The organism is Streptomyces avermitilis MA-4680 = NBRC 14893 (assembly GCF_000009765.2).
GTDB lineage: Bacteria > Actinomycetota > Actinomycetes > Streptomycetales > Streptomycetaceae > Streptomyces > Streptomyces avermitilis.
In genome coordinates this window covers 7,441,506-7,462,942 of sequence record NC_003155.5, presented here as the reverse complement: position 1 = coordinate 7,462,942, position 21,437 = coordinate 7,441,506, and the positions used below count along the sequence as shown (strand labels likewise).

Genomic DNA, 21,437 nt, shown 5'->3' with positions numbered 1-21,437 from the left:
GCCCGCCGGGTCGGCGGAGCGGGCCGGGTGTGCCCGGTGTCCGGGGGCTATGCCTCCCGGACCCGCAGGGCCCGTGCCAGGTCGTCGAGTTCGTCGACGAGTTTGCGGCGCAGGGCCGGGATGGGGTCGGCCTCGCGCAGGCACTGTTCGCCGCGGCGGAGGGTGTCCGGGCTGACGGCGTGGGCGGGGAAGGCCCAGCGGCCCGCGGCGGCGGCGATGGCGGGGCCGCGGCGGGCGGCGACGGCGACCGCGTCGGTCCAGTACCGCTCGACGTAGGCGCGTACGAGGTCGGCCTGTTCGGGTTGCCAGAAGCCCTGGGCGGTGGCGGTGAACAGGTAGTTGGAGAGGTGGTCGGTGGTGAACATCTCTTCCCAGGCCCGTCGCTTGGACTCGGGGTCGGGCAGGGCGGCCCGGCAGCGGGCGGCGCCTTCCTGGCCGCTGGCGCTGGGGTCCTGGACGAGTTCGGCCTCGATGACGTCGTCGTCGATGGCGCCGAGGACGGCGAGGCGGCCGAGGATGCGCCAGCGCAGTTCGGGGTCGAGTTCGGGGCCGCCGGGGACGGTGCCTTCGGAGAGCCAGCTGCTGAGGGTGTCGGGGTGGGCGGCGACGTCGATGAGGTGGCGTACGGCGGTCAGGCGCAGGCCGGGCTGGGAGCCGTCCTCGGTGCGGCGGATCAGGTCGCGGCACAGGTCGGTGAGGGTGGCGAGGGCGGCGGGTCGGTCGGCGGCCGACAGGTAGCGGCCCGCCACGTGGGTGGTGGCGAAGGCCAGGACGCCCTGGACGAGGGCGAGGTCCGTCTCGTGCGGGAGGTGGGCGCGGGCGGTCTGCAGGTAGGCGGTGGGCGGGAGATGGCCGTCGCGTACGGCGTTGCGCAGGGCGTTCCAGACGACGGCGCGGGTGAGGGGGTCGGGCAGGCCGGACAGGGCGGCGCGGACGGTGGTGAAGGATTCGGGGTCGAAGCGGACCTTGGCGTAGGTGAGGTCGCCGTCGTTGAGGAGGAGCAGGGCGGGGCGCTTGCCGAGGGGCTGTGGTTCGGCGGGGTCCTGGGGGATGTCGAGTTCGAGGCGGCGGCGCAGGGTGAGGCGGGCCTCGTCGTTGAGGTCGCGGTCGTAGAGGCCGACGGTGATGCGGTGCGGGCGGCTGCCGTCGCGCTCGACGGTCAGGGCGCAGGTGCCGTCGGGGGCCGTGGTGATGTCCGGGGTCAGGGTGTCGACGCCGGTCGTGCGCAGCCAGGAGTCGGCCCAGGCGTGGACGTCGCGTTCGGTGGCGGCGGCGAGGGAGTCGATGAAGTCGGCGAGGGTGGCGTTGCCGAACTTGTGGCGGGTGAAGTGGGTGTTGATGCCGGCGAGGAAGTCCTTCTCGCCCAGCCAGGCGACGAGTTGGCGCAGGGCGGAGGCGCCCTTGGCGTAGGAGATGCCGTCGAAGTTGAGGAGGGCGGAGGCGGTGTCGTCGACGGCTTCCGGGGCGACGGGGTGGGTGGAGGGGCGCTGGTCGGCGTCGTAGCCCCAGGGTTTGCGGGTGACGCCGAAGTCGGTCCAGGTGTCGGTGCCCCACTTTCTGGGGGGAGTCCCCCCGGACCCCCCGAGGCTGGCTTCGGTGAGGGTCTGGTAGCCCATGTACTCGGCGAAGGACTCGTTCAGCCAGATGTCGTCCCACCAGCGCAGGGTGACGAGGTCGCCGAACCACATGTGGGCCATCTCGTGGGCGATGACCATGGCGCGGGTCTGGCGCTCGGTGTCGGTGACGGCGGAGCGGTAGACGAACTCGTCGCGGAAGGTGACGAGGCCGGGGTTCTCCATGGCGCCGGCGTTGAACTCGGGGACGAACGCCTGGTCGTAGGAGTCGAAGGGGTAGGGCTCCTCGAACTTCTCGTGGTAGCGGTCGTAGCAGGCGCGGGTGATGTCGAGGAGTTCGTCGGCGTCCGCGTCGAGGTGGGGGGCGAGGGAGCGGCGGCAGTGAAGGCCGAAGGGCAGGCCTCGGTGTTCGGTGTGTACGGAGTGCCAGGGGCCGGCGGCGACGGCGACGAGGTAGGTGGAGATGAGGGGGGTGGCGGTGGCCTTCCAGGTGCCGTCGCCCACGTCGGTGGTGACGCCGTTGGCGAGGACGGTCCAGCCTTCGGGGGCCTTGATCTCGAGTTCGAAGACGGCCTTGAGGTCGGGCTGGTCGAAGGCGGCGAAGACGCGCTGCACGTCGTCCATGAACAGCTGGGTGTAGGCGTATGTCTCGCCGTCGGTGGGGTCGGTGAAGCGGTGCATGCCTTCGCCGGTGCGGGAGTAGCCCATGGCGGTGTCGATGCGCAGCTCGTGCTCGCCCTGGGTCAGGCCCGTCAGCGGCAGTCGGTTCTCGACCAGGGTCGCGGTGTCCAGGGGCTGCCCGTCCAGGGTGGCGGAGCGCAGCTCGGCGGGCTTCAGCTCGACGAAGGTGTCCGCGACGTCGTGGTCCCCCCGTACCGTGAAGGTGATGACGGTGCGGGAGTCGAAGGTCTCGTCCCCCACGGTCAGATCGAGGGCGATCGCGTAGTGGTGGACGTCGAGGAGACTGGCACGGGTCTGCGCTTCGTCGCGCGTCAGTACGGACATGAGGGACATGCTGCCTGATGGCGCCGACAGGGCACAGGGGCGGCCCGGTACACGTGCTATGTACGGATCTGGTGGATCCGGTGGATCCGTCGGACAGGTCTCAGGTGCGGTCCTGCGCCGGCTTCTGGGCGGGGGGCTCGCGTGGGACGGGGACGTGGGCGTGTGGCTGGGGTTGGGCTGGGGACGGGTGGGGCTGGGCCTGGGAGCGGGGCTGGGGGTGCTCGTTCTTGGCGAGGGCGCGCAGTTCGCGCACTTCTCGTTCCAGGGCCTGGCTGCGCTGGTGGGCGTCGTACAGGTAGCGGACCTTGGTGCGCAGGGACCAGGGGTCGACGGGTTTCGTGACCAGGTCGGCGACGCCGAGTGCGAAGGCGGTGGTGGTGAGTTCGGCGTCCAGGCCGAAGCCGGTGAGCAGGATGATGGGGATGTGCTGGGTCTGTTCCAGGCGCCGCATGTAGCGCACGACGTCCAGTCCGCTGACGCCGGGCATGCGTACGTCGAGCAGCAGGAGTCCGACCTGGCCGCGCAGGACTTCCTTGAGCGCGTCGTCGCCGCTGGTCGCGCGGGACAGCAGATAGCCGAGCGGGGCCAGCGTGCTCTCCAGCGCGTACAGCGTGTCCTCATGGTCGTCGACGATGAGGATCCTGGCATCCGACGGCATTGCCCGACGTCCCCTCGGCCCGACGTCCCCTCGCTTGGCGAACCAGCTTAAGCCTGAACCGGTTCATCGTGTGTACGCGTGACCTGACACATGCGCGTTCCGGGCGCGATGTCGTCGGGCGTCGCGGGTCACTCCGCGGGGCCGGTGGTGTCGTCCTCGGTGGCCGGCGGTGCGCTCACCGAGCCGTTCGCGGTGTTGTCCGCGATGCGCTCGTGGTGGCGGATGACCTCGGCGATGATGAAGCCCAGCAGCTTCTCGGCGAACGCCGGGTCGAGTTTGGCGTTCTCGGCGAGCCGGCGCAGTCGGGCGATCTGGCTGGCCTCGCGGGCCGGGTCGGCGGGCGGCAGCTGGTGTACGGCTTTGAGGTGGCCGACCTGCTGGGTGCACTTGAAGCGTTCGGCGAGCATGTGGACGACGGCGGCGTCGATGTTGTCGATGCTGTCGCGCAGCCGGGCGAGTTCGGCGCGGACGGCGGGGTCGACGTCACCGGTGCCGGTGCGGGTGTTGCTGTTGGTCATGGGCGTAAACCCTACGGGGCGGGACATCCCGGGGTGCGGCGCCGTTCGGTCATGGGTGGGCGTCGGGGTCCGGCACCTGGTTGCTCCAGCCGTCCGGGACCGTACGGCCCTGTTGTTCGCGGAAGCGGAGGCCGAGGGAGGAGTCGTCGGGGCTGCTGGTTCAACGGGCGGTGGGCTCCAGGACTTTGTGGAAGTGGACGTCCTGATGGCCGCCCGGGATGCCTTCGGTGCGGCCTGTCTCGCGGTAGCCGTGGCCGCGGTAGAAGTCGGGGGCCTGGAAGGTGAAGGACGAGACGATCATCTCGGTGCAGCCGCGCCGTGCGCTCTCCTCCTCGGCCGCCCGCAGCAGTTTTCCGCCCCAGCCCGCGTGCCGCTGGTCCTCGCGCACCCACAGCATGTCGACCGCGCAGCAGCTGCCCCAGACCCAGGCGGTCAGGCCGCCGACCAGGTCGCCCGCGGAGTCGGTGACGCGGACGGAGAGCGGGGCGGGTTCGCCGGCGCCGGTGGCGTCCGCGTTGAAGGCGGTGAGTTCCCTGTCGAGCCGCCGTTCCAGTGGGCTGTCCTTCTCGCCCACCTGCAACGACGCGGTGATGGAAGGCTGTTGGTCCATGGTCATGGCGCGGAGTATGCCAGCGCGTACGGGCCGCCGCCGAACGTATTTTCCCGGGGCACGGGAGGGTGTCCGCGCTTCTTGCCGGGCACGGCAGGGTGTCCGCTTCTCCCGGGCGCAGCAGGGCGTCCGCTCCTCCCGAGCACGGCACGGTGTCCGCGACCGGGGCGGGTCGCGGACACCCCGCGTACCTACGGGTACGTCTGCGCGGCTGCCGTCAGAGTCCGGCCGCCGCCCTGGCTATGTCGGCCGCGAACGTCGACACCTCGGTGTACACCCCGGGGTATCCGGCCCGCGCGCAGCCCTCGCCCCAGCTGACGATGCCGACCTGGACGTACGCGCCGGAGTCGTCCTTGCGGAACATGGGGCCACCGGAGTCGCCCTGGCAGGTGTCGACGCCGCCCTGCGGGAACCCGGCGCAGATCTCCTCGCCGGGTACGAGGTCGCTGCCGTACGACTGCTGACAGGAGGCGTCGCTGACGAAGGGAACCGTGGCCTTGAGGAGATAGCGCTGCTGGGCGCCGTTCTCGCGGGCGGCGCCCCAGCCGGCGACGGTGAAGTTCCCGTTGTTGTACGCGGTGGTGGTGGCGATGTTCAGGGTGGGCTGCTCGATCGGGGCGGCGAGCTTGATCAGGGCCCAGTCCTTGCCCTTGCCGTTGTAGCCGGGGGCCTGGAGCACCTTGGTCGACTTGACCTTGACCGCGCTGCCGCTCTGGAGGTCGACGACGCCGGCGGTGGCGGTGATGGAGGTGTTGTTGCCCGAGCCGCTCACGCAGTGCGCGGCGGTCAGGACGATCTGCTTGGTGTACAGGGCGCCGCCGCAGCCCATGGAGAGCCGCACCATGAACGGGAACTCGCCCTGTGCGGCCCGGGTGCCGCCGACGACGGGCTGCGGCGCGGCCTGCGCGGAGAGCGGCTGGAGCGAGACCGCGGCGAGCGTGACGGCGCCGACGGCCAGGGCTCTCTTGAGGCCGCCGAATCTCTTCAGGATCTTCGGGATGTTCAACGTGGTTCCTCTCGTGGGGGGTTGCACGCCTGGCGGGGGCACCGCGGAGCACCGCACGGCATGCCGCACAGCCTGAATGGCATGCACCCGCCAAGCCTTTACGAATTATTTAGACGGTCGAACAGGCTCGGCAAGGACCGGTTTTTGGCCAGGCGTGACCCGGCGCGTCCGCGCCCGCCCCGCCACCGGGAGGAACCCCGCCTACAGTGGAATCCAGTGGCGGCGTCTTCAGGGGGTGCGGACGTGGCGAACGGCGGTCCCGTCGAGCACGGCTACCCGCATCTGGACACGGTGCGGGCGGCCATCACCGCGCTGTACAAACGGCTCTCCTACGACACCATCCACACCTTCGCGGCCAGCGTGGCCCCCGCCGACGTGGCCTTCGCCGACCACGACGACCTGCACCTGGGCGCACAGCGCGTGGCACACGAGATGGTGCGGCACTACCGGCTGCCGGACGCCCGGATGATCGTCGGCTTCCGCGAGATGACCCATGCGGCGAACGTCGAACTCGCCGCGGGGCCGGAGTACTTCATCGAGCTGAACGACCGCTTCCGCACCCACCGCCGGGACATCGGCGCGGCCCTGGCGCACGAGGTGATGCACGTGTACCTGCACCGCCTGGACCTGTCCTTCCCGGGCACCCGCGACAACGAGATCCTCACGGACACGGCGGCGACCTATCTGGGCGCGGGCTGGCTGCTTCTCGACGCGTTCCGCGAGGACGCGGCCTCGTCCCAGAAGCTCGGGTATCTGACGCCGGAGGAGTTCGGCTACGTCCTCGCCAAGCGGGCCCTGGTCTTCGGTGAGGACCCCTCGATCTGGTTCACCAGCCCGCAGGCGTACACGGCGTACACGAAGGGCATGGCGCAGGCCCGCCGGGACGAGCAGCAGCCCCCGCTGACGGCGGCGGGCTGGGCGGGCCGCCACCGTTACGCGAAGGACCGCCGCCACGCCCAGGACCACCGCTCCCCCGGCCCGCAGCCGGGCGTCCCCTACGCCTTCGCCCCCGGCGACCGCGGCCTCCTGCGGGTGTCGTTCCCCTGCCCCACCTGTCACCAGCGCATCAGGATCCCGGTGCGCGGCCGGGTCCGGGCACGCTGCACGCTGTGCCGGACGGTGCTGGAGTGCGACACGTAGGCCGGCTTCGCCCGGGCACCGGGCAGGTGACACCGGGCCGTCACGCGAGAGGTGGCACAGAACACCCGGTAATCCTTTGCTCCCGGCGCCTTCGCGAGCGAGGGTCGAGGCATGAACACGCAAGAACCGGCGGGTCTTTTCACGGCGGTGTACGAAGGGGACGAAAACACGGTCGTGCGGCTGCTGCGCGCGGGCACGGCCGCCGATGCGCGGGACGAGGACGGTCAGACGGCCCTGTATCTGGCGGCGGTGAGCAACGAGCCCGGCATCGTACGGCTGCTGCTGGCGGCCGGAGCCGACCCCGACCGGCTGAGCGCGGACGCGGACTCCCCGTTGTGCGGCGCGGCCTGCGGGGGCCACGCGGAGGTCGTCCGCGCCCTGCTGGCGGCCGGGGCGACGGCCGACCTGGAGGAGGAGTTCGGCTTCCGGGCGCTGACGTGGGCGGTGCAGCGCGGGCAGGTGGAGATCCTCACGGAACTCCTGGCCGCCGGTGCGCATCCGGACCGCCCCGGCCCCACCGGCGAGGCCCCGCTGGTCGCCGCGGCGCGGCGGGGCTCCCCGGGTTGTGTGCGCGCGCTGCTGGCGCACGGGGCCGGCGCACGCTCCCCGGCGCTGGACGAGGCGCGGCGCTGGCCGGCACTCGACGTCGAGGCCGAACTGCGCGCGGGTCTTGAGCAGATGTACGGCTCCGGCCACGAGATGGTGACCCACCGGATTCCGGAGGACGGCGGCATCACCGTCGAGGTCCAACTCCGCACCGGGGAACGCACGATGGCGGGCAACGACCAGCAGACGGGCCACGCGGCCATCATCACGCTCCTGGAGGCCGCGCTGGGGATCGCCACCCCGGTCCCGGAACTCGCCGACCGCGCCCTGCGCTGCGGCGATCCCGCCAACGACGACTGGACGGAGGCGGTGTCGGTGCTCGTCCGCCGGGCGGGCGGGGAGACCTTCACCGCGGCGACCGCTTGGTCCCGCTCCCCGGACCCACTGCGGCGGGCCCTCGGGACGGAGATCCTGCGGAAGCTGGGCAGGTGACCGGGCCGGCGTGAGCCGGGCCGGCGTGAGCCGGGCGCCGCCTGAGCCGGGCCGCGCGTATGCCGCGCGCCGGGCGCCGCGTATGCCGTGCCGCGCGTATGCCGTGCGCCGGCGCCGCGAGAGCCGTGCCGCGCATGCCGGGCGCCGCGGTCGGCGCCACCGGCGGTGCGCCTGGGGGCGGCCGGACGCCTTCCGGCCGTCCCCGCGGAGGGGCAGCGCGCCTCATAGAGGCACCGCGCCGCAGAGACACAGCGCGCCTCGAAGAGCCGGGGCGCCGCGAAAGAGCAGCGCGCCGCAGAAGGGCAGTCCGCCTCAGAGTGACAGCCCGCCTCAGAGCGGCGCCCAAGGAGGCCCGTGGCCACCCATCCCCCACCCGTCCCCCACCGCCCTGCCGGAGGACGCGAGTCCGACTGCCCCGCTTCCGCGCGCCGCCGATCCCCCTACCCCGCCCCTTACCCCGCCCCGTACACCACCCCCGGCACCTCCGCCTCCGCGAGCAGTTTCCGGGCCGTCTTCCCCGCCTCCGCCGGCGTCCGGCGTGCTCCCTTGTCGGCGGTCGGGCCCGGACGCCAGCCCTCCATGACGGTGATCCGGCCGCCCTCCGCCTCGAAGACGCGTCCCGTGACCCCGGCGCTCGCGGCGGAGCCGAGCCAGACCACCAGCGGCGACACGTTCTCGGGGGCCATGGCGTCGAAGCCGGCGTCGGGCGCCGCCATCGTCCCGGCGAAGGCACGCTCCGTCATCCGGGTGCGGGCGGCGGGCGCGATCGCGTTCACCTGGACGCCGTACCGCGCGAGCTCGGCCGCCGCGACCAGCGTCAGTCCGACGATCCCGGCCTTCGCCGCGCTGTAGTTGCCCTGCCCCACAGACCCCAACAGCCCGGCCCCACTGCTGGTGTTGACGATTCTGGCCCGCGGTGTCCGCCCCGCCTTCGTCTCCGCCCGCCAGTGCGCCGCCGCATGCCTCAGCGGCAGGAAGTGCCCTGTCAGATGGACGCGCAGCACGGCGTCCCAGTCGTCCTCTTCGAGGTTGACGAGCATCCGGTCGCGCAGGAAGCCCGCGTTGTTGACGAGGGTGTCGAGCCGCCCGTACGTCTCCAGCGCGGCGGCCACCAGGGACGCGGCCCCCGCACTCGTCGCGATGTCGCCGCCGTGGGCGACCGCCGCGCCGCCCGCCGCGCGGATCTCGTCCACGACCCGCCCGGCCGGGCTGTCCGGGCCCGGCGCGCCGTCGAGTCCGACCCCGAGGTCGTTGACGACGACCTTCGCGCCCTCCGCGGCGTACGCGAGGGCGTGCGCGCGGCCGAGCCCCCGGCCCGCGCCGGTGACGATCACGACCCGCCCCTCGGCGATACCGGTCATCCCCACTCCTCCTCCTGCTCCTCCTCCTGTCGGGCCCACTCCTCCTCCTGTCGCTTCTCCCGTCGCTTCTCCCGTGGCATCTCGTGTCGCGTCCCCCTGTTGGCCGTTGCCGCGCCGAGGAACGCCGGCGGCTCCCCGCCGCCGTGCACGAGCAGGCTCGCGCCGCTGATGTACGCGGCGGCGTCCGAGGCCAGGAAGACGGCGGCGGCACCGACGTCGGACGGTTCGGCGAGCCGCCCGAGCGGCACGGTGCGGGAGACGGCGGCGACGCCCTCGGCACCGCCGTAGTGGAGGTGGGACAGCTCGGTGCGGACCATGCCGAGAACGAGCGTGTTGACCCGGATCTCCGGTGCCCACTCCACGGCCATGGAACGGGCGAGGCTCTCCAGCCCCGCCTTGGCCGCGCCGTACGCCGCCGACCCGGGTGACGGACGGCCGCCGCTCACGCTGCCGACCATCACGACGGCGCCCCCGGCCCGCTTGAGGTGCTCGTACGCGGCGAGGGAGGCGGTCAGCGGGGCGACGAGGTTCAGCTCGACCACGCGCGCGTGACGGGCCGCGTCCACGTCGGCCAGCCTCCGGTACGGGGTGCCGCCCGCGTTGTTGACCAGGACGTCGAGCCGGGGCAGCGCACCGAAGAAGGCCCCTACGGCATCCGGGTCCCGCAGGTCCAGGCGCGCGAACTCGGCTCCTTTCAGGAGCACTTCGGGCGGTCTGCGCGCACAGACGACCACCTCGGCGCCCGCCGCGGCGAAGGCCCGCGCGATCCCGGCGCCGACGCCTCGGGTGCCCCCGGTGACGACGGCGACCTTCCCGTTCAGCTCCATCCGCTGCTACCTTCCACCTAACAAACGTTTGGTGGAAAGGTAGCTGATGCTTCCATGACTGTCTCCACCTCGTTCCCGGAAAAGGGGATCGCCGTCGTCACGGTCGACTTCCCGCCGGTGAACGCACTGCCGGTGACCGGCTGGCAGGACCTGGCCGACGCCGTACGGGCGGCGGGCCGCGACCCCCGGGTCCGCTGTGTCGTACTGGCCGCCGAGGGGCGGGGGTTCAACGCGGGCGTGGACATCAAGGAGCTACAGGCGAACGGCCACAGCGCCCTGATCGGCGCCAACCGCGGCTGCTTCGAGGCGTTCGCGGCGGTGTACGAGTGCGAGGTGCCCGTCGTCGCGGCGGTGCAGGGGTTCTGTCTGGGCGGCGGCATAGGCCTGGCGGGGAACGCGGACGCGATCGTGGCGAGCGACGACGCCTCGTTCGGGCTCCCCGAGCTGGACCGCGGGGCGCTGGGTGCGGCCACGCATCTCGCGCGGCTGGTCCCCCAGCACCTGATGCGCGCCCTCTACTACACGTCGCGGACGGCGACGGCGGCCGAACTGCGGGCGCACGGCTCGGTCTGGAAGGTCGTACCGCGCGCGGAACTCCACGGAGCGGCGCTGGAGCTGGCCCGCGAGATCGCCGCCAAGGACGGCCGGCTGCTGCGGCTCGCGAAGGCCGCCATCAACGGGATCGACCCGGTGGACGTGCGCCGCAGCTACCGCTTCGAGCAGGGCTTCACCTTCGAGGCCGGCCTCGACGGGGTCGCCGACCGCGTCCGCGACACGTTCGGGAAGCCTTCGGAAGGGCAGGTGCCCAGGTGAGTGACAAGACCATGACCGCCGACGAGGCCGTCTCCCGCCTGCGGAGCGGTATGACCCTCGGCATCGGCGGCTGGGGTTCGCGCCGCAAGCCGATGGCCCTGGTGCGAGCACTGCTCCGCTCCGGGATCACCGATCTCACCGTCGTCTCGTGCGGCGGCCCGGACGTCGGCATGCTCGCGGCCGCCGGGCGGATACGGAAACTGGTCGCCGCCTTCGTGACCCTCGACTCGATCCCGCTCGAACCGCACTACCGCGCGGCACGCGAGCGCGGGGCGCTGGAGCTGATGGAGATCGACGAGGCGATGTTCCTGTGGGGACTGCGCGCGGCGGCCGGTCGGCTCCCCTTTCTGCCGGTGCGGGCGGGCATCGGCTCCGACGTGATGCGGGTCAACCCCGGCCTGCGGACGATCACTTCGCCGTACGTTGACGGGGAGACCTTCGTCGCGATGCCCGCCCTGCGGCTGGACGCGGCGCTGGTGCATCTGAACCGCGCGGACCGCCTCGGCAACGGCCAGTACCTGGGCCCGGACCCGTACTTCGACGACCTGTTCTGCGAGGCGGCCGACACGGCGTACGTCTCCTGCGAGCGGGTCGTCGACACGGCGGAGCTGACGAAGGAGGCGGCACCGCAGACGCTCCTGGTGAAGCGGCACACGGTGACGGGCGTCGTGGAGGCGCCGAACGGCGCGGACTTCACCTCCTGCGTACCCGACTACGGCCGGGACGAGGCCCTCCAGAGGTACTACGCGACCACGCCGTGGCCGGAGTTCGCCGAGCGGTTCCTCGGCGGCGGCGAACCGGCCTACCGGTCCGCGGTCCAGGACTGGCGCAAGGAGCGGATATGACCCTCTCCAGGACCGCCACCCGCGCCGAGCACTGCGTGATCGCCTGCGCCGAGGCCTGGCGGGACGCCGGGGAGATCCTCGCCGCCCCCATGGGCCCGGTCCCGTCCGTCGGCGCGCGGCTCGCCCGGCGCACCTTCTCGCCGGACCTGCTGCTGACCGACGGCGAGGCGCTGCTCGTCGGCCCGGACGGCACACCGGAGGGCTGGCTGCCGTACCGGCAGCATCTGGCCCTCGTCACGACCGGCCGGCGGCACGTGATGATGGGCGCGAGCCAGATCGACCGCTTCGGCAACCAGAACATCTCCTGCATCGGCGACTGGGCCGCCCCCGCGCGACAGCTGCTCGGGGTGCGCGGCGCACCGGTCAACACCCTGAACAATCCGACCAGTTACTGGATCCCGAGGCACTCGAAGCGCGTGTTCGTCGAGCGGGTCGACATGGTGTGCGGCGTCGGCTACGACCGTGCGGCCGAGCACCCCGGCACGGCCCGTTTCCACCACATCCCCCGGGTGGTGTCCGACCTCGGGGTCTTCGATTTCGCGACCCCCGACCACTCGATGCGGCTGGCCTCGCTGCATCCGGGGGTCACGGTGGAGCAGGTGCGGGCGGCGACCGGATTCGAGCTGACGGTCCCTGACGGTGTGCCGTTCACCCGTGAACCGACGCCGGCGGAGCTGCGGTTGATCCGGGAGGTCATCGACCCGGGCAACAGCCGCGACCGTGAGGTGCGGACCTGATGGACACCGCGCTCACCCGTCTGGTCGGGGTCCGCCATCCCGTCGTACAGACCGGCATGGGATGGGTGGCGGGTCCCCGTCTGGTCTCGGCCACGGCGAACGCGGGTGCGCTGGGCATTCTGGCCTCCGCGACCATGACCCCCGGCCGGCTGCGGGACGCGGTACGGGAGGTGCGGTCCCGTACGGACGCGCCGTTCGGGGTGAATCTACGCGCGGACGCCGGGGACGCGGGCGAGCGGGTGCGGATCATCGTGGAGGAAGGGGTGCGGGTGGCATCGTTCGCCCTCGCCCCCTCCCGTGAGCTGATCGCCGAGCTGAAGGACGCGGGTGTCGTCGTCATCCCGTCCATCGGTGCCCGGCGGCACGCCGAGAAGGTGGCCGCCTGGGGTGCGGACGCGGTGATCGTGCAGGGCGGGGAGGGCGGCGGGCACACGGGCGAGGTGGCGACGAGCGTACTGCTGCCGCAGGTGGTGGACGCCGTCGACCTGCCCGTGGTGGCGGCGGGCGGCTTCCACGACGGGCGGGGGCTGGTCGCCGCGCTGGCGTACGGCGCGGCGGGCGTCGCCATGGGCACCCGGTTCCTGCTGACCTCGGACTCGACGGTCCCGGACGCGGTGAAGGCGGCGTATCTGGCGGCGACCGTCAAGGACGTCACGGTGACGACGGCCGTGGACGGCCTGCCGCACCGCATGCTGCGCACGCCGTTCGTCGGCTCCCTGGAGACCGCTGGCCGTACGAGGGCGCTGGTCCGGGCGGTGCGCGGGGCGGCGGGCTTCCGGAAGCTGTCGGGCCTGACGTGGTCCCGGATGATCCGCGACGGGCTCGCCATGAAGCACGGCAAGGAACTGACCTGGAGCCAGGTCCTGCTCGCCGCGAACACGCCGATGCTGCTCAGGTCCTCAATGGTGGACGGGCGGACGGATCTGGGGGTGATGGCCTCGGGGCAGGTCGCCGGGGTGATCGACGACCTGCCGTCGTGCGCGGAACTGGTGGAGCGGATCATGGCCGAGGCGGAACGGACACTCAAAGGCCTGGAGCGTCTCAGGGCCGCTCGGTGATCGTCAGAGCCGCCCTGAGACGGGGCGCTCAGTGATCGTCAGAGCCGCTCGATGATCGTCACGTTCGCCTGGCCGCCGCCCTCGCACATCGTCTGGAGGCCGAACCGGCCGCCGGTGCGCTCCAGTTCGTGCAGCAGCGTGGTCATCAGCCGCACGCCCGTGGCGCCGAGCGGATGTCCGAGGGCGATCGCGCCGCCGTTGACGTTGACCTTCTCCGGGTCGGCGCCCGTCTCCTTGAGCCAGGCCAGCACGACCGGCGCGAAGGCCTCGTTGATCTCGACGAGGTCGATGTCGTCGATGGCCAGCGCGGTCTTCTTCAGGGCGTGCGCGGTCGCCGGAATCGGCGCCGACAGCATACGGATCGGGTCCTCGCCCCGCACGGACAGATGGTGGACGCGGGCACGCGGGGTCAGCCCGTGCTCGCGCAGCGCCCGCTCCGAGGCCAGCAGCATCGCGGCCGCGCCGTCGGAGACCTGCGAGGAACAGGCGGCGGTGATGGTGCCGCCCTCGATCACGGGCGCCAGCGCGGCCATCTTCTCCAGCGAGGTGTCCCGGCGCGGCCCTTCGTCGGCCGTGACCTTCCCGTACGCCACGGTCTCCCGGTCGAAGCGTCCCTCGTCGCTCGCGCGGACGGCCCGCCGGTGCGAGCGCAGCGCGAACTCCTCCTGGTCACGCCGGGTGATCCCCCATTTCGCGGCGATCAGTTCGGCGCCGTGGAACTGGTTGACGGGCAGGTCCCCGTAGCGCGCCCGCCATCCCTCGCTGCCCGCGAAGGGCCCCTGGGTCAGCCCGAGCGGCTCGGCGGCCTGCCGGGAGGCGAAGGCGATGGGTATCTGCGACATGTTCTGCACCCCGCCCGCCACCACCAGGTCCTGCGTGCCGGACAGCACGGCCTGTGCCGCGAAGTGCACGGCCTGCTGGGAGGATCCGCACTGCCGGTCGACCGTCACGCCCGGCACCTCCTCGGGCAGTCCGGCGGCCAGCCAGCACGTGCGGGCGATGTCGCCGGCCTGCGGTCCGACCGTGTCCAGGCAGCCGAAGACCACGTCCTCGACGGCGGCGGGATCGATGCCGGAGCGTGCGACCAGCGCCGTCAGCGCGTGCGCGCCCAGGTCCGCCGGGTGCACCCCGGCCAGCCCTCCCCGGCGCCGCCCGACGGGCGTACGGACCGCTTCGACGATGTAGGCCTCGGCCATGGCAACTCCCCGGACTCACCAGTGGGTTATGTACGGACGGGCAACGTGAGGGGCGACGTACGGACGGCGATCCCGTCGAGGACCATCGACAGGTACTGCCGGGCGATCTCCTCCGGGCGGTGCTGTCCACCGGGCCGGTACCAGGACGCGGCGACCCACACCGTGTCGCGTACGAACCGGTAGGTGAGCCGGATGTCGAGGTCGGCCCGGAACACCTCGGCGGCGACCCCGCGCTCCAGCGTGGCCAGCCACGCCTTCTCGAACCTGCGCTGCGACTCGGCGAGGAACGCGAACCGCTCCTGCGCCACGAGTTGCCTCGACTCCTTCTGGTAGATCGCGACGGCCGCACGGTGCCGGTCGATCTCCCGGAAGGACTCGGTGACCAGCGCCTCCAGGGTTTCGCGCGGCCCGAGTTCGGCGTCCAGGACGGTGTCGTAGCCGTCCCAGAGCTCGTCGAGGAAGGTCCGCAGGATCTCCTCCAGCATCGATTCCTTGGAGTCGAAGTGGTAGTAGAGGCTGCCCGCGAGCATGCCGGCATGGTCCGCGATCTTGCGTACGGTGGTGGCGTTGTAGCCCTGCTCGGCGAAGACCTCGGCTGCGGTGTCGAGGAGTTCGCGGCGGCGCTCCGGTGCGGCGGTCACCTGGGGGTTCTTCTTGGTAGGCACAGATCCATTGTGGTCCTTCGTACCTGCCCCTAGGCATGCCGGCTGCTGACGGAGACGACCTCGCCCGTCAGGTACGAGGAATAGCCGGACGCCAGGAACACGATCACGTTGGCCACCTCCCAGGGCTCGGCGTACCGCCCGAAGGCCTCCCGCCCGGTCAGTTCCTCCAGCAGTTCGGGGGTCGTCACCTTCACCAGGTGCGGGTGCATGGCGAGGCTCGGCGCCACGGCGTTCACCCGGACCCCGTACCCGGCCGCCTCCATGGCCGCGCACCGGGTCAGGGCCATCACGCCCGCCTTCGCCGCCGCGTAGTGGGCCTGCCCCGCCTGGGCGCGCCAGCCGACGACGGACGCGTTGTTGACGATCACTCCGCCGCCGGGCTGCTCCCTGAGGAGGCGCAGGGCCGCGCGGGTGCACCGGAACGTCCCGTTCAGCGTGACGTCGAGTACGTTCGACCACTGCTCGTCCGTCATGTCGACCAGGTCCGAAGTGCCGCCCAGACCGGCGTTGTTGACGACTATGTCGAGTCCGCCGTGCAGTCGGACGGCTGTGTCGAAGAGGGCCCGCACCTGGTCCTCGTCCGTCACGTCGCACGGCAGCGCGGCGACGGCCGCGCCCTCGAACTCCCGGGCCAGCTCCGCCTCGTACTCCTTGAGGCGCCGGGTGTGCGCGTCGCTGATCAGTACGCGCGCGCCCTCCTCCAGGAACCGGCGGGCGGTCGCCCCGCCGATCCCCGCGCCCGCCGCCGCCGTGACGACGGCCGTGCGCCCCTGGAGCAGGCCGTGCCCGGACACGTACACCGGGGCCTCGACGTCTGTCATGGCCCCACGCTAACCTACCAAACACTTGTTAGGGAAGGCCGTTTCCGAAGGGTGCCGCCCGTGGACCTGACGCACTCCCCCGCCGACGAGGCGTTCCGTACCGAGGCCCGGGCCTGGCTCGCCGCGCACGTTCCGGCCGTCCCGCTGCCCTCCCTGGAGACCGAGGAGGGCTTCGGGGCGCACCGCGCGTGGGAGGCGGAGCTGGCCGCGGACCGCTGGTCGGTGGTGTCGTGGCCGGCCGCGTACGGCGGGCGGGACGCCGGGCTCCTGCGGTGGCTGGTGTTCGAGGAGGAGTACTACGCGGCGGGCGCGCCGGGCCGCGTCGGCCAGAACGGCATCAGCCTCCTCGCCCCCACGCTCTTCGACCACGGCACCGAGGAGCAACGCGCGCGTGTGCTGCCGCCGATGGCCACCGGCGAGGTGATCTGGGCGCAGGCGTGGTCCGAGCCCGGGGCGGGCTCGGATCTCGCCTCGCTCACCTCGAAGGCCGTGCGCACCGAGGGCGGCTGGCTGGTGAACGGGCAGAAGACGTGGTCGTCGCGGGCGGCGTTCGCGGATCGCGCGTTCGGCCTCTTCCGCAGCGAGCCGCGCACCCCGAAGCCCCATCAGGGCCTCACGTATCTGATGTTCGACCTGCGTGCCCCGGGCGTCACGGTCCGCCCGATCGGGCGCCTGGACGGCAAACCGGCCTTCGCCGACATCTTCCTGGACGACGTGTTCGTCCCCGACGAGGACGTGATCGGCGAGCCGGGGCAGGGCTGGCGGATCGCGATGTCCGCGGCGGGCAACGAACGGGGCCTCACCCTCCGCTCCCCCGGCCGCTTCCTCGCCGCCGCCGACCGGCTGGTGGAGCTCTGGCGCGGGCGGGGCAGCCCGTCGCAGGAGCGTGAGCGGGTGGCGGACGCGGTGATCGGCGCCCGCGCCTACCAGCTGTTCGCCTACGCGGCCGCGGCCCGGTTCCTGGACGGCGAGCCCATCGGCCCGGAGTCCAGCCTGAACAAGGTCTTCTGGTCCGAGTACGACATCGCGCTGCACGAGACGGCCCTCGATCTCCTCGGCCGGGACGGGGAGCTCGCGGACACCGACTGGGCGGAGGGCTATGTCTTCGCCCTGGCAGGCCCCATCTACGCGGGCACGAACGAAATCCAGCGCGACATCGTCGCCGAGCGTCTGCTCGGCCTGCCGAAGGGGCGCCGCTGATGCGTTTTCTGCTGTCGCCGCAGCAGCGGGACTTCGCCCGCTCCCTGGACGCGATGCTGACGGCCGCCGACACCCCCTCGGTCATCCGCGGCGACCACACGGCCCGGCGCGCCCTGTGGTCCCGGATCGCGGAGGCGGGCGTCTTCGCGCCGGCGGTGCCCGAGGCGTACGAGGGCATGGGTCCGCTGCCGGTGGACCTGGCCGTGGCGTTCGTGGAGCTGGGGCGGCATGCGGTGCCGGGTCCGGTGGTGGAGACGGTGCTGGCGGCGGCGCTGCTGGCCGCGCTGCCCGAGCCGGGTCCGGCCAAGCGGCTGCTTCCGGGGCTGGCGGCGGGCGAGACCGTGGCCACGGTGGGCGCTCCGTACGCGCTGGACGGGGACGCCGCGGACGTCGTGCTCGCCGTGCGGGGCGGGGAGTTGTGGCTCGCGCCGGGCGTCGCGGACGTACGGCCGTCGCTCGATCCAGGCCGCCGGATCACCACGCCCCTGCCCGGCGGCGAACGGATCTCCTCGCGGGTGCCGGGGCACGCGTTCGACTGGGCCCGCCTCGCCACCGCCGCCCAGGCCCTCGGCGTCGGTCTCGCCCTCCTCGACCGCACGGTCACCCATGTCACGCGGCGCGTCCAGTTCGGTGTTCCCACCGGTTCGTTCCAGGCGGTCAAGCACCGACTGGCCGACGCGAAGACCGCCCTGGAGTTCGCGCGCCCGCTGCTCTTCGGAGCCGCGGTGACACTGGCTCCCCGGGACGTGGCCGCCGCCAAGGCCGCGGCCTGCGAGGCGGCGTACGCGACCGCCCGCACCGCGCTCCAGCTGCACGGCGCGATCGGCTACACCGCCGAGTACGACCTCTCCCTGTGGCTGACCAAGGCCCGTGCGCTGCGCACGGCGTGGGGCTCGCCGGCCGAGTGCCGGGCCGACGTCCTCAGTGCCGATGTCCTCAGTGCCGCTCGTCGTGCGTGAGGGCCGCGAGCCCCCGGGCGGGGGTGAGTCCGACGACCGCCGTCGGCCCGTGTGCGTGCAGCACGGTGTCCTCGCCGGTCAGCAACAGGGCGTCGTAGCGGCCGAGCCGCACCCCGGCCAGGTCCGCGCCCCCGTCGAGGGCGACCACCAGGGCGGGCGCCGCGGGCAGGCGCAGCCGGCCGCGTACGACGGCGACGGTCGGGGCCGCGCCGCCCCTGCGCCACATCACGTTGAGGTTCACGACGGGGCCGCCGAGCAGCCGGCAGTCGGTGGGCACGTCACCGGGGAAGTCCTGGGGCACGTACCGCGTGTCGACGAGCCGCCGCCGCCCGCCCACCGTCAGGTCCATGCCGGCGCCCTCGACGAGGGTGAGGGTCCGCTCCACCTCGGGAAACGCGGAGAACGGCCCGTCCGCGGCGACCTCGGCGAGGCTGACGCGCCAGGCGAAGGCGGCCATGTCCGCACCGGGCGGCGCGGCGGCGATCTCGCGGGTCACCCCGCCGCCGTTCTTCCAGGCCACGGCCACGCGTTCGGCGGCGGGAAGCAGGACGGTCACCGGACGATCCCGTGGGTGCGGGCGGCCGCCAGCCACTGGGGGAACTCGCCCACCAGTCGGTCGTACAGCTCGCCGTCGGACACCTTCCGCGGATCCGTACCGGCGTGGAAGAACCCGGCGTTGTCCACCACCCGCTTGTGCGGAACCGCCAACTCGTCCAGCTTGCGCAGGAATTCGAACTGTCGGCTTCCCGGGTCCCCGAACCCGATGAACTGCCAGAACAGGGGCAGCTCGGCGGCCTTGCACAAGTACCGTTCGGCGGCCGGCTTGCTGGTGGGCCCACCGTCCGTCTGGAAGACGACGAAGGCGGGGTCCTTGGAACCGCTGTCGAGGTAGTGGTCGATGACGGCGTCCATGGCCAGGTGATAGCTGGTCTTGCCCATGTGTCCGAGTCCGGCCACGATCAGCTCGATGTGGCCCTGGTGGTCGGCGAGCGCGATGTCCGTGACGGCATCGATGTCCGTGGAGAAGAAGACGACCGGCACGGTCCCGTCGTCGTCGAGGTGCGCCGACAGACCGAGCACCCGGTCGGTGAGCGCCTGCACACTGCCGTCCTTGTAATACGGCCTCATCGACCCCGAGTAGTCGACCACGAGATAGACGGCGGCCCGCTGACCGTCAAGGCCGTGCTTGTGCAGGGACACCCCGGCGCTCTTGTACAGGCTGACCAGCGCGGGCGCGGTCTCCTCCACCTTGGCGAGGCTGATCGCGGCCATGCGGGCTCCCTTCAGGGCGGTGACGGGAGTGCCGAGGGTATGTCACAGCTGCCCCTCGTCGATCACTGTCCCCGGAGTTCGCTATTTTGTTCGCCGCCGACCCCCACCGGCTCATCGTCCGTCCGCACCCCTTCGAGGAGCCGGCTGTGGAACCCAAGTCCCCGGAGTCACCCGAGACCCCGGACTCCCCCGAGTCACCTGAGTCCGCCGACTCCGCTGTCACCACCTGCTACCGCCATCCCAAGGTGGAGTCGCACGTCCGCTGCATCCGGTGCGACCGGTACATCTGCCCGGACTGCATGCGGGAGGCGTCCGTCGGTCATCAATGCGTGGAGTGCGTGAAGGAAGGCGCGCGGTCGGTACGGCAGGCCCGCACGGCCTTCGGCGGGCGGATCACGACGGCCCCCCTGGTGACGTACGTACTGATCGGCCTCAATGTGCTGGCCTACCTGGGCGAGGTGCTGCGGCCGGCGCTCGTGGACCGGTTCCAGATGCTGGGCGCGGGTCTTGCCGGGCCGGACGGCGGGCACTACCTGTGGCAGGACCCGTACCCCTCGTCCTTCCACGCGGAGGGTGTCGTGGGCGGGGAGTGGGAGCGGCTGCTGACCGGCGCGTTCCTGCATCTGCCGCCCACCGAGGGCACGTTCGGGATCCTGCACATCGTGATGAACATGGTGTCGCTGTGGAACCTGGGCCGGGTGGTGGAGGCCCAGCTCGGCCGTGTCCGCTTCCTCGCCCTCTATCTGCTGTCGGCGCTCGGCGGCTCGGTGCTGGTGCTGCTGATCGCGCCCGACACCCCCACGGTCGGCGCCTCGGGGGCGATCTTCGGTCTGGGCGCCGCGTACTACGTGATGGCCCGCCGCCTGGGCGCCGACATGCGCGCCGTCAACCGCTTCATCGCGGGTCTGCTGCTGTGGCTGCTGATCTCGGCGGGCCTCACGTCCTGGCAGGGCCACCTCGGCGGACTGCTGGCGGGCGGCCTGGTCACGCTGGCGTACGCGTACGTACCGCGCGGCCCCCGGCGCGGTCTGCTCCAGGCGGCCGCGTGCGTGGGCCTGCTGGCGCTCCTGCTGGTCCTGACGGTGGGGAAGGTGTCCGGGCTGACGGGCTGACGGGCTGAGCGGATACCCGCGCCCGTACGCTGAACGCCATGAAACGTGCCGCTCTCCTGCTGCTCACGGCCGTCCCCGCCGCCGTCGCCGCGGCGACGGCGGTCTACCTCTTCGGCCTCGCGCCCTCGGACCCGGACAGGACCGAGAGCCCCAAGCCCCCGTCGCGGCAGTCCTCCGCGAGCGCGCAGGGCCTGAACGCCCCCGCCAAGAAGGAGCTGGCGCAGGAGATCGTGGCGAGCGCGGAGAACTCCACCCTGGACTGGCGCAGCGCCTACGGCTACGTCGAGGACATCGGTGACGGCCGGGGCTACACGGCGGGCGTCATCGGCTTCTGCACCGGCACGCACGATCTGCTCACCCTGGTCGAGCGCTACACGAAGGACCACCCCGGCAACGGCCTGGCCCGCTTCCTTCCCGCGCTGCGCGCGGTGGACGGCACGGACTCCCACGCGGGCCTGGGCCGGGCGTTCACGGCGGCGTGGCGGGCGGAGGCCGGCGTCGCGGCCTTCCGCGCGGCCCAGGACGCGGAACGCGACCGCGTCTACTTCGACCCGGCCGTCCGTCTCGCCCGGCACGACGGCCTGGGCGCGCTCGGCCAGTTCATCTACTACGACGCGATGGTCGTCCACGGCCCGGGCACCGACCCGCACAGTCTCCAGGGCATCCGCGCCCGGGCCCTGCGGGAGGCGGACACCCCCGCGGAGGGCGGCTCCGAGACGAGGTACCTGGACGCCTTCCTGGACGTGCGCCGCACGGTGATGAAGTCCGAGAAGTCCCACCACGACACGACCCGCATCGACACGGCCCAGCGGCGGTTCCTGTACGACGGCAACCTGGACCTGCGCACGCCGCTGGAGTGGCGGGTGTACGGGGAGCGGTACCGGGTGCCGTGATGCCTCCGTACGCCCCCTGACCTGGCAGGTCCCGGTTCACCTCGCGGACATGCGGCGGCGCCTGCCCAGTCGTCCGGTCGGGGACTGGCGGGCAGGCGCCGTCTGTGTTCCGCACGCCTTTGTGCGGGA

At 72.4% G+C, this 21,437-nt stretch carries 22 protein-coding genes; 10 read left to right on the top strand and 12 right to left on the bottom strand.

The features are described from left to right. Positions 1 to 47 precede the first annotated feature (47 nt). The 5 genes from pepN to SAVERM_RS31950 form a co-directional block, all read right to left on the bottom strand. Complete coding sequence (gene pepN, locus SAVERM_RS31970) at positions 48 to 2,588, bottom strand: aminopeptidase N (RefSeq protein ID WP_010987613.1); 2,541 nt, start codon at positions 2,586 to 2,588, stop codon at positions 48 to 50. Positions 2,589 to 2,679: 91 nt separating this feature from the next. Then, positions 2,680 to 3,237, bottom strand: coding sequence for a response regulator (locus SAVERM_RS31965; protein WP_010987612.1), 558 nt, complete (start codon positions 3,235 to 3,237; stop codon positions 2,680 to 2,682). A 128-nt stretch (positions 3,238 to 3,365) separates the two neighbouring features. Further along, positions 3,366 to 3,755 carry a chorismate mutase gene (locus SAVERM_RS31960; RefSeq protein ID WP_010987611.1) on the bottom strand — a complete coding sequence of 130 codons (390 nt, stop codon included), beginning with the start codon at positions 3,753 to 3,755 and terminating at the stop codon, positions 3,366 to 3,368. A 160-nt stretch (positions 3,756 to 3,915) separates the two neighbouring features. Next, positions 3,916 to 4,371, bottom strand: a complete 456-nt coding sequence (locus tag SAVERM_RS31955) for a GNAT family N-acetyltransferase (RefSeq protein WP_010987610.1) — start codon at positions 4,369 to 4,371, stop codon at positions 3,916 to 3,918. Positions 4,372 to 4,582: 211 nt separating this feature from the next. Then, positions 4,583 to 5,371 (bottom strand): S1 family peptidase, encoded by a 789-nt coding sequence (locus SAVERM_RS31950; protein WP_171033152.1) that lies wholly within the window; start codon positions 5,369 to 5,371, stop codon positions 4,583 to 4,585. 243 nt (positions 5,372 to 5,614) lie between these two features. Here SAVERM_RS31950 and SAVERM_RS31945 point away from each other — a divergent pair, with 243 nt between their 5' ends. Further along, positions 5,615 to 6,511: a hypothetical protein gene (locus tag SAVERM_RS31945; protein ID WP_010987608.1), complete on the top strand. Its 897-nt coding sequence runs from the start codon at positions 5,615 to 5,617 to the stop codon at positions 6,509 to 6,511. A gap of 111 nt (positions 6,512 to 6,622) precedes the next feature. Further along, positions 6,623 to 7,549, top strand: a complete 927-nt coding sequence (locus tag SAVERM_RS31940) for an ankyrin repeat domain-containing protein (protein ID WP_010987607.1) — start codon at positions 6,623 to 6,625, stop codon at positions 7,547 to 7,549. Positions 7,550 to 8,001: 452 nt separating this feature from the next. Here the strand turns inward: SAVERM_RS31940 and SAVERM_RS31935 are convergent, their stop codons facing one another. Continuing rightward, entirely contained in the window at positions 8,002 to 8,910 is a 909-nt protein-coding gene (locus SAVERM_RS31935) for an SDR family oxidoreductase (protein ID WP_037646799.1), read from the bottom strand. After that, positions 8,907 to 9,737, bottom strand: a complete 831-nt coding sequence (locus SAVERM_RS31930; RefSeq protein ID WP_010987605.1) for an SDR family oxidoreductase — start codon at positions 9,735 to 9,737, stop codon at positions 8,907 to 8,909. The genes SAVERM_RS31935 and SAVERM_RS31930 overlap by 4 nt, the downstream gene beginning before the upstream one ends. Positions 9,738 to 9,791: 54 nt before the next feature. Between SAVERM_RS31930 and SAVERM_RS31925 the strand changes: the two genes are divergently transcribed. Genes SAVERM_RS31925 through SAVERM_RS31910 form a run of 4 tightly spaced genes read left to right on the top strand, consistent with a single transcriptional unit; the run spans position 9,792 to position 13,190 of the window. Then, complete coding sequence (locus SAVERM_RS31925) at positions 9,792 to 10,550, top strand: enoyl-CoA hydratase family protein (protein WP_010987604.1); 759 nt, start codon at positions 9,792 to 9,794, stop codon at positions 10,548 to 10,550. Next, positions 10,547 to 11,395, top strand: coding sequence for a CoA transferase subunit A (locus SAVERM_RS31920; RefSeq protein ID WP_010987603.1), 849 nt, complete (start codon positions 10,547 to 10,549; stop codon positions 11,393 to 11,395). Before SAVERM_RS31925 ends, SAVERM_RS31920 begins: the two co-directional genes overlap by 4 nt. Then, complete coding sequence (locus SAVERM_RS31915) at positions 11,392 to 12,132, top strand: CoA-transferase subunit beta (protein WP_010987602.1); 741 nt, start codon at positions 11,392 to 11,394, stop codon at positions 12,130 to 12,132. The genes SAVERM_RS31920 and SAVERM_RS31915 overlap by 4 nt, the downstream gene beginning before the upstream one ends. Further along, entirely contained in the window at positions 12,132 to 13,190 is a 1,059-nt protein-coding gene (locus tag SAVERM_RS31910; RefSeq protein WP_010987601.1) for an NAD(P)H-dependent flavin oxidoreductase, read from the top strand. The genes SAVERM_RS31915 and SAVERM_RS31910 overlap by 1 nt, the downstream gene beginning before the upstream one ends. Positions 13,191 to 13,228: 38 nt before the next feature. On the opposite strand, the gene SAVERM_RS31905 is transcribed toward SAVERM_RS31910, so the two are convergent. The 3 genes from SAVERM_RS31905 to SAVERM_RS31895 are packed head-to-tail and all read right to left on the bottom strand — an operon-like array spanning position 13,229 to position 15,872. Then, on the bottom strand, positions 13,229 to 14,386 hold the full coding sequence (locus tag SAVERM_RS31905; protein WP_010987600.1) for an acetyl-CoA C-acetyltransferase: 1,158 nt from the start codon (positions 14,384 to 14,386) through the stop codon (positions 13,229 to 13,231). A 26-nt stretch (positions 14,387 to 14,412) separates the two neighbouring features. Further along, positions 14,413 to 15,051 (bottom strand): TetR/AcrR family transcriptional regulator, encoded by a 639-nt coding sequence (locus SAVERM_RS31900; protein WP_037646796.1) that lies wholly within the window; start codon positions 15,049 to 15,051, stop codon positions 14,413 to 14,415. A gap of 29 nt (positions 15,052 to 15,080) precedes the next feature. After that, on the bottom strand, positions 15,081 to 15,872 hold the full coding sequence (locus tag SAVERM_RS31895) for an SDR family oxidoreductase (protein WP_010987598.1): 792 nt from the start codon (positions 15,870 to 15,872) through the stop codon (positions 15,081 to 15,083). 60 nt (positions 15,873 to 15,932) lie between these two features. Here SAVERM_RS31895 and SAVERM_RS31890 point away from each other — a divergent pair, with 60 nt between their 5' ends. Together SAVERM_RS31890 and SAVERM_RS31885 are read left to right on the top strand one after the other, a co-directional pair. Beyond that, on the top strand, positions 15,933 to 17,072 hold the full coding sequence (locus SAVERM_RS31890; protein ID WP_010987597.1) for an acyl-CoA dehydrogenase family protein: 1,140 nt from the start codon (positions 15,933 to 15,935) through the stop codon (positions 17,070 to 17,072). Beyond that, entirely contained in the window at positions 17,072 to 18,031 is a 960-nt protein-coding gene (locus SAVERM_RS31885; RefSeq protein ID WP_010987596.1) for an acyl-CoA dehydrogenase family protein, read from the top strand. Before SAVERM_RS31890 ends, SAVERM_RS31885 begins: the two co-directional genes overlap by 1 nt. Here SAVERM_RS31885 and SAVERM_RS31880 read toward each other — a convergent pair. Both SAVERM_RS31880 and SAVERM_RS31875 read right to left on the bottom strand, forming a co-directional pair. Next, complete coding sequence (locus SAVERM_RS31880) at positions 18,009 to 18,587, bottom strand: HutD/Ves family protein (RefSeq protein WP_042493807.1); 579 nt, start codon at positions 18,585 to 18,587, stop codon at positions 18,009 to 18,011. The genes SAVERM_RS31885 and SAVERM_RS31880 overlap by 23 nt on opposite strands. Then, positions 18,584 to 19,303, bottom strand: a complete 720-nt coding sequence (locus tag SAVERM_RS31875) for a vWA domain-containing protein (RefSeq protein WP_010987594.1) — start codon at positions 19,301 to 19,303, stop codon at positions 18,584 to 18,586. The genes SAVERM_RS31880 and SAVERM_RS31875 overlap by 4 nt, the downstream gene beginning before the upstream one ends. Before the next feature lie 146 nt (positions 19,304 to 19,449). Between SAVERM_RS31875 and SAVERM_RS31870 the strand changes: the two genes are divergently transcribed. Together SAVERM_RS31870 and SAVERM_RS31865 are read left to right on the top strand one after the other, a co-directional pair. Further along, the gene (locus SAVERM_RS31870) at positions 19,450 to 20,415 is read left to right on the top strand and encodes a rhomboid family intramembrane serine protease (RefSeq protein ID WP_010987593.1); all 966 of its coding nucleotides are present in this window, start codon (positions 19,450 to 19,452) and stop codon (positions 20,413 to 20,415) included. Between the two features lie 38 nt (positions 20,416 to 20,453). After that, positions 20,454 to 21,308, top strand: coding sequence for a chitosanase (locus SAVERM_RS31865; protein ID WP_010987592.1), 855 nt, complete (start codon positions 20,454 to 20,456; stop codon positions 21,306 to 21,308). The last annotated feature ends 129 nt before the right edge of the window (positions 21,309 to 21,437 follow it).

Excerpts from the sequence above, each read along its gene's own strand:
- SAVERM_RS31925 (WP_010987604.1), top strand. The coding sequence starts at position 9,792 with ATGACTGTCTCCACCTCGTTCCCGGAAAAGGGGATCGCCGTCGTCACG.
- SAVERM_RS31940 (WP_010987607.1), top strand. The coding sequence starts at position 6,623 with ATGAACACGCAAGAACCGGCGGGTCTTTTCACGGCGGTGTACGAAGGG.
- SAVERM_RS31930 (WP_010987605.1), bottom strand. The coding sequence starts at position 9,737 with ATGGAGCTGAACGGGAAGGTCGCCGTCGTCACCGGGGGCACCCGAGGC.
- SAVERM_RS31910 (WP_010987601.1), top strand. The coding sequence starts at position 12,132 with ATGGACACCGCGCTCACCCGTCTGGTCGGGGTCCGCCATCCCGTCGTA.
- SAVERM_RS31885 (WP_010987596.1), top strand. The coding sequence starts at position 17,072 with ATGCGTTTTCTGCTGTCGCCGCAGCAGCGGGACTTCGCCCGCTCCCTG.
- SAVERM_RS31960 (WP_010987611.1), bottom strand. The coding sequence starts at position 3,755 with ATGACCAACAGCAACACCCGCACCGGCACCGGTGACGTCGACCCCGCC.
- SAVERM_RS31965 (WP_010987612.1), bottom strand. The coding sequence starts at position 3,237 with ATGCCGTCGGATGCCAGGATCCTCATCGTCGACGACCATGAGGACACG.
- SAVERM_RS31865 (WP_010987592.1), top strand. The coding sequence starts at position 20,454 with ATGAAACGTGCCGCTCTCCTGCTGCTCACGGCCGTCCCCGCCGCCGTC.
- pepN (WP_010987613.1), bottom strand. The coding sequence starts at position 2,588 with ATGTCCCTCATGTCCGTACTGACGCGCGACGAAGCGCAGACCCGTGCC.
- SAVERM_RS31915 (WP_010987602.1), top strand. The coding sequence starts at position 11,392 with ATGACCCTCTCCAGGACCGCCACCCGCGCCGAGCACTGCGTGATCGCC.
- SAVERM_RS31895 (WP_010987598.1), bottom strand. The coding sequence starts at position 15,872 with ATGACAGACGTCGAGGCCCCGGTGTACGTGTCCGGGCACGGCCTGCTC.
- SAVERM_RS31905 (WP_010987600.1), bottom strand. The coding sequence starts at position 14,386 with ATGGCCGAGGCCTACATCGTCGAAGCGGTCCGTACGCCCGTCGGGCGG.
- SAVERM_RS31875 (WP_010987594.1), bottom strand. The coding sequence starts at position 19,303 with ATGGCCGCGATCAGCCTCGCCAAGGTGGAGGAGACCGCGCCCGCGCTG.
- SAVERM_RS31955 (WP_010987610.1), bottom strand. The coding sequence starts at position 4,371 with ATGACCATGGACCAACAGCCTTCCATCACCGCGTCGTTGCAGGTGGGC.
- SAVERM_RS31935 (WP_037646799.1), bottom strand. The coding sequence starts at position 8,910 with ATGACCGGTATCGCCGAGGGGCGGGTCGTGATCGTCACCGGCGCGGGC.